Origin of the sequence: uncultured Caballeronia sp. (assembly GCF_964243625.1) — a bacterium.
Taxonomy (GTDB): domain Bacteria; phylum Pseudomonadota; class Gammaproteobacteria; order Burkholderiales; family Burkholderiaceae; genus Caballeronia.
Genome location: NZ_CAXTGZ010000172.1, coordinates 4,315 through 10,557, shown reverse-complemented (window position 1 = coordinate 10,557; position 6,243 = coordinate 4,315). Strand labels below are relative to the sequence as shown.

General features: G+C 59.1%; 4 protein-coding genes and 1 pseudogene. All 5 read right to left on the bottom strand.

Going from position 1 to position 6,243, the window contains the following annotated elements:
• Positions 1–1,016 (bottom strand): elongation factor G (locus tag ACFFAR_RS13950; RefSeq protein WP_375508021.1); only part of this gene is annotated, 1,016 nt, incomplete at its 3' end.
• A 134-nt stretch (positions 1,017–1,150) separates the two neighbouring features.
• Positions 1,151–1,621: a 30S ribosomal protein S7 gene (rpsG, locus tag ACFFAR_RS13945; protein WP_031361587.1), complete on the bottom strand. Its 471-nt coding sequence runs from the start codon at positions 1,619–1,621 to the stop codon at positions 1,151–1,153.
• Between the two features lie 181 nt (positions 1,622–1,802).
• Entirely contained in the window at positions 1,803–2,183 is a 381-nt protein-coding gene (gene rpsL / locus ACFFAR_RS13940) for a 30S ribosomal protein S12 (protein ID WP_035935550.1), read from the bottom strand.
• A gap of 205 nt (positions 2,184–2,388) precedes the next feature.
• A complete protein-coding gene (gene recQ / locus ACFFAR_RS13935) occupies positions 2,389–4,236 on the bottom strand; it encodes a DNA helicase RecQ (protein WP_062168155.1) in 1,848 nt (615 codons plus the stop codon).
• A 191-nt stretch (positions 4,237–4,427) separates the two neighbouring features.
• Positions 4,428–6,243: pseudogene (locus ACFFAR_RS13930) on the bottom strand (DNA-directed RNA polymerase subunit beta'); the annotation flags it as partial.

The window sequence follows — 6,243 nt, the reverse complement described above, 5'->3', positions numbered from 1 at the left end:
CCCGAATACACGCGGAAGAAGATCAACTGGCCGACAAACGGGTCGGTCATGATCTTGAACGCGAGTGCCGAGAACTTTTCGTCGTCAGCGGCGCGACGTTCAGCACGCTCACCATCTTCAAGTTCGCCCAGAACCGGCGGAATGTCGATCGGCGAAGGCAGGAAGTCGAGCACAGCGTCCAACATGCGCTGCACGCCCTTGTTCTTGAACGCGGTGCCGCACAACATAGGCTGGATTTCACAAGCAATCGTACGGTCGCGAAGACCCTTCACGATTTCCTCTTCGGACAGTTCGCCCGTTTCGAGGTACTTGTTCATCATTTCTTCGTTCGATTCCGCGGCGGCTTCGACCATCTTCTCGCGCCATTCGTCGCACGTATCCTTGAGCTCTGCCGGGATTTCTTCGTACGAGAACTTGGTGCCCTGGGACGCTTCGTCCCAAATGATCGCCTTCATCTTGATCAGGTCAACAACGCCCGTGAACGTGTCTTCCGCGCCGATAGGCACGACGACCGGAACCGGGTTTGCCTTCAGACGCAGCTTGAGCTGGTCGTAGACCTTGAAGAAGTTCGCGCCGGTACGGTCCATCTTGTTGATGAACGCGAGACGGGGAACCTTGTACTTGTTGGCCTGGCGCCACACGGTTTCCGACTGGGGCTGAACGCCGCCCACAGCGCAATAAACCATGCACGCACCGTCGAGCACGCGCATGGAACGTTCAACTTCAATAGTGAAGTCGACGTGTCCCGGGGTGTCGATGATGTTGATGCGGTGCTCGGGGCGGTCGCCGGCCATGCCTTTCCAGAAGGCCGTCGTTGCTGCCGACGTGATGGTGATGCCGCGCTCCTGCTCCTGCTCCATCCAGTCCATCGTTGCTGCGCCGTCGTGAACTTCACCGATCTTGTGATTCACGCCTGTGTAAAACAGAATGCGTTCGGTCGTCGTCGTCTTGCCAGCATCGATGTGAGCGCTAATACCGATATTGCGGTAGCGCTCGATAGGTGTCTTGCGAGCCACTTTGAATCCTTAATTGGGTCGACGCAGCCGGCACATGCCGGTTACGCCCTAACACAAACGGGCGAGGCGCTTGGTAAGCGCACCCGCCCGGAGGTTTTCCGTTCGTCCCAGGTCGGGAGGCCTGAATTTCAGCCTTAGAAGCGGAAGTGCGAGAACGCCTTGTTGGCTTCTGCCATCCGGTGAACTTCGTCGCGCTTCTTCATCGCGCCGCCACGGCCTTCCGCGGCTTCCGAAAGCTCACCTGCGAGACGCAGGGCCATCGACTTCTCGCTGCGCTTTTTCGCAGCTTCGCGCAACCAACGCATCGCCAATGCCATACGACGCGACGGACGCACTTCGACTGGAACTTGATAGTTCGCACCACCAACGCGGCGGCTTTTCACTTCCACAACCGGCTTCACGTTGTTGAGCGCACCCGTGAACACCTCCAGCGGGTCCTTGCCACCCTTGGTCTGGATCTGTTCAAAAGCACCATAAACGATACGCTCGGCAACCGACTTCTTGCCCGACAGCATGATCACGTTCATGAACTTGGCTACATCTACGTTGCCGAATTTCGGATCCGGCAAAATGTCCCGCTTGGGGACTTCGCGACGACGCGGCATGATTCTTCCTTTGATTTTTCAGTTGGAGCCACTTCGGCTCCACGGTCACCAACTAACCCGATCTATCTATCGACTAACCAGCTTGGCCGGGTGACCACTTACTCGACAGCACCGGCACATCCGGCACCACCGCTTGAACGCCCTGTTACAGGCAACCTGTACTGCTCAACTGGCAAAAAACTTACTTGCCAGCCTTGGCGCGCTTCGCACCGTACTTCGAGCGAGCTTGCTTACGATCCTTGACGCCCTGGGTATCCAGCGAGCCGCGAACCATGTGGTAACGCACACCCGGCAAGTCTTTCACACGGCCGCCGCGAATCAGCACTACCGAGTGTTCCTGCAGGTTGTGGCCTTCACCACCGATGTACGAAATGACTTCAAAACCGTTCGTCAGACGAACTTTTGCAACTTTACGAAGTGCCGAGTTCGGCTTCTTCGGCGTCGTCGTGTACACGCGAGTGCACACGCCGCGACGCTGCGGGCAGTCCTGCAAAGCCGGCGACTTGCTCTTCACTGTTTCTGAAGCGCGGCCTTTGCGAACCAATTGATTGATGGTTGGCATTGTCTATTCCTAAATTGATCAAAATCGGCGCTCCCGTTTCGGGCAAAGCAAAACGGACTGCGCGCCGAGCACTCCGGCTCCTGGTTCATGCGTGCGAGGAAATCCTCGTTAGCAGATCCAAGAACGAGAACCTAGCATCATAGTCTGAAATTCGTAATGCGGTCAATAGCTTGGGGGTCGGCAGGAGTAGCCGGCGCGCAAAAAGCTAGTCAGCGCCGACCACTTCGAGCAATTCGTCGCCAAACCGATCGAGCTTGCGCGCCCCGATACCCGGAATCTGCCTCAAATCCTCGATGGAATCCGGCTCGTTGCGCGCGATCTCCGCCAGCGTTGCGTCATGAAAAATGACATATGCCGGCACGCCGTCGCTTTTCGCCATGCTCGCGCGCCAGGCGCGCAGCCGCTCCCAACGAGCCTTGATGCGCGGCGACATGCCGGCGGTCGGATCGGCGCGCTCGCCCGTCCGGCTGGAAGACTGGCGGGTGCGCGTCGGCTTTACATATTTGCGCAGCGTAACGTTCTGCTCGCCCTTCAACACGGCTTTACTCGCCTCGGTGAGGACGAGGGCGCCGAAACCATCGTGGTCTACGGCGAGGTAGCCAAACGCGACCAACTGACGAAAAACAGCGCGCCATTCCTGTTCTGATAGCGCGGCGCCGAGTCCGAACGTAGAAAGTTTTTCGTGACCGCGCTGGAGCAACTTCTCCGAACGGCTGCCACGCAGAATATCGATCAGATGTCCTGCGCCAAAGTGAAACCCACTGGCCTTGTACGCCCGATACACACAGGACAGCGCCATCTGCGCCTCGCGTGTCGCGTTCCACGATTCGGGCGGCTCGAGGCACGTATCGCAGTTTCCGCAAGGCTGGCTGGCTTCGCCGAAATAGCCGAGCAAGCGCACGCGCCGGCATGACGCCGCTTCGCACAGTCCTAGCAGCGCGTCGAGCTTGCCGCCCTGCACGCGCTTGTGGGTATCGTCGGCGTCTGATTCGTCGATCATCTTGCGCTGCTGGACAACATCGCCAAGACCGTAGGCCATCCACGCATTCGCCGGCATGCCGTCGCGGCCCGCACGGCCGGTTTCCTGGTAATAGCCCTCCACGCTCTTTGGCAAATCCAGATGCGCGACGAAACGCACATCAGGTTTGTCGATACCCATGCCGAAAGCAATCGTCGCGCACATCACGATGCCCTCTTCGCGCTTGAACATTTCCTGGTGTCGCTGACGTGTTTCGTACTCCATGCCCGCGTGGTAAGGCAGCGCTCGTACGCCCTGGCTTTTCAGCCAGTCCGCGGTTTCTTCCACCTTTCGCCGCGACAGACAGTAGATCACGCCGGCGTCCGTGGTTTTGTCGGGATTGGTGTGCTCCGCGCGGATGAAATCGAGCAGCTGCGCACGCGCGTTGTCCTTCTCCACGATGCGGTATCGGATGTTCGGCCGGTCGAAGCTCGAGACGAAAATCCTTGCGTCATCCAGAGCGAGTCGATGCACGATTTCATCGCGCGTAATGGCGTCGGCAGTGGCCGTCAGTGCAATCCGGGGCACCGATGGAAAGCGCTCGTGCAGCACCGACAACTGAATGTATTCAGGGCGAAAATCGTGGCCCCATTGCGACACGCAATGCGCTTCGTCGATGGCAAACAAACCGATGCGCACGCTCTCGATCAATTCGAGAAAACGTGGCGTCATCAAACGTTCCGGCGCGACGTATAGCAGGTCGATCTCGCCGTTACGCAGGGCGCGCTCAGTAGCCGCGGCTTCAGCGCCGGTCAGCGTGGAGTTCAGGCAAGCAGCGCGCACGCCGACTTCGCTGAGAGCGGCAACCTGATCCTGCATCAACGCGATCAGCGGTGACACGACAATCCCCGCGCCGAATCCCGCCTCGCGCCTCAACAAAGCGGGTATCTGGTAACACAACGACTTCCCGCCGCCGGTTGGCATGAGCACGAGCGAATCCCCGCCGGCAGCCACATGCTCGACGATATCGCCTTGCTGCCCCCGGAATGCGGGATAGCCAAATACTTCCTTGAGAATTTCGAGCGAACGGGACATTGGGAAGACGGAATGCGTCGGAAGCGTGAGTAACCCGATTTTACCAACGCAGAGCGTGCTTAAACGGGCATCGGCTCAACGTTAGCCATTCGATAGAGCAAAAAAAAGCCGCCCGGTAAAAACCGGGCGGCTTCTTGTGCTAGCAGATCAGTCGTTGAAAATCAGGCCTGTTGCGGGCCGACCTCCAGAACTTATTCCGCCGGATGCTGCTGTTCAGCAGGTACAACCGGTGCTGCTTCGGGCGTACCGAACTCGAACGATTCTTCCGCTGCGATCTGGTCGAAACGTTGACGATCCGACAGCTCGCGGCTCTTGCGTGCCTTGTGGAACGCGAGACCCGTACCGGCCGGAATCAGACGGCCGACGATCACGTTTTCCTTCAGACCGCGCAGATCGTCGCGCTTGCCCATGATTGCGGCTTCGGTCAGCACGCGCGTCGTTTCCTGGAAGGAAGCGGCCGAGATAAACGAATCGGTCGAGAGCGATGCCTTTGTAATACCCAGCAGCACGTTCTCGTAGGTCGCGGGGATCTTGCCTTCCGCGGCCATCCGGTCGTTCTCGTCCAGCATGTCCGAACGCTCGACTTGTTCGCCCATGATGAAGCGTGTATCGCCGTTATCGACGATCTGCACGCGGCGCAGCATCTGACGAACAATCACTTCGATGTGCTTGTCGTTGATCTTCACGCCCTGCAGACGGTACACGTCCTGCACTTCGTCCACGATGTAACGCGCCAGCGCCTCGATACCCTGCAAACGCAAGATGTCGTGCGGATCCGCCGGGCCGTCGACGATCATTTCGCCCTTGTTGACGACCTGACCATCATGCACCAGCACCTGCTTTTCCTTCGTGATCAGGAACTCATGCTGTTCCCCTTCCACGTCGGTAATGACGAGACGCTGCTTGCCCTTCGTGTCCTTACCGAACGACGTCGTACCCGTGACTTCCGCCAGAATGCCGGCGTCCTTCGGCGAGCGCGCTTCGAACAACTCGGCCACGCGCGGCAGACCACCGGTAATGTCACGCGTCTTCTGCGCTTCAACCGGGATACGTGCCAGCACTTCACCGACCTGCACTTGCTGACCATCCTTCACGGTGATCAGTGCGCCAACCTGGAAGCCGATCTGCACCGAATGCTCGGTGTTCGGGATCTTGACTTCTTCGCCTTGTGCATCGAGCAGCTTCACTTGCGGACGAACACTCTTCGACGCCTGCGAACCACGACGCTTCACGTCGATCACGACGAGCGTTGAAAGCCCCGTCACATCGTCGATCTGCTTGGCTACCGTCACGCCTTCTTCGACGTTTTCGAACTTCACCGTACCGCCCCACTCGGTGATGATCGGACGGGTCAACGGATCCCATTGAGCCAGTTGTGCACCGGCCTTGATCTGGACGCCGTCGAGTTGCAGCAGCGTTGCGCCGTACGGGATTTTGTGACGTTCACGCTCACGACCGAGGTCGTCGGCAATGATCGCCTCGCCCGAACGCGAGATGACGATCTGCTCGCCCTTCGCATTCGTGACGTAACGCATTGTTGCCGTGAAACGCACCGTACCGTTCGACTTCGCTTCCACCGACGAAGCGATCGCCGCACGCGACGCCGCGCCACCGATGTGGAACGTACGCATGGTCAACTGCGTGCCCGGCTCACCGATCGACTGCGCAGCGATCACACCAACCGCTTCGCCGACGTTCACGCGCGAGCCACGACCCAGGTCGCGGCCGTAGCACGAAGCGCACAGGCCGTAACGCGTTTCGCAGGTCAACGGTGTGCGCACGCGCACTTCGTCGATACCCAGGCGTTCGATTTCGTCGACCGCATCTTCGTCCAGCAACGAACCCGATTCAAACAGCGTTTCCTGCGTTTCCGGGTTGACCACGTCAGCCACCGCCACGCGACCCAGAATCCGGTCACGCAAGGCTTCGACGACTTCACCGCCTTCAACCAGCGCCTTCATGGCCACGCCGTTCGTCGTGCCGCAATCGTCTTCGACCACGACCAGA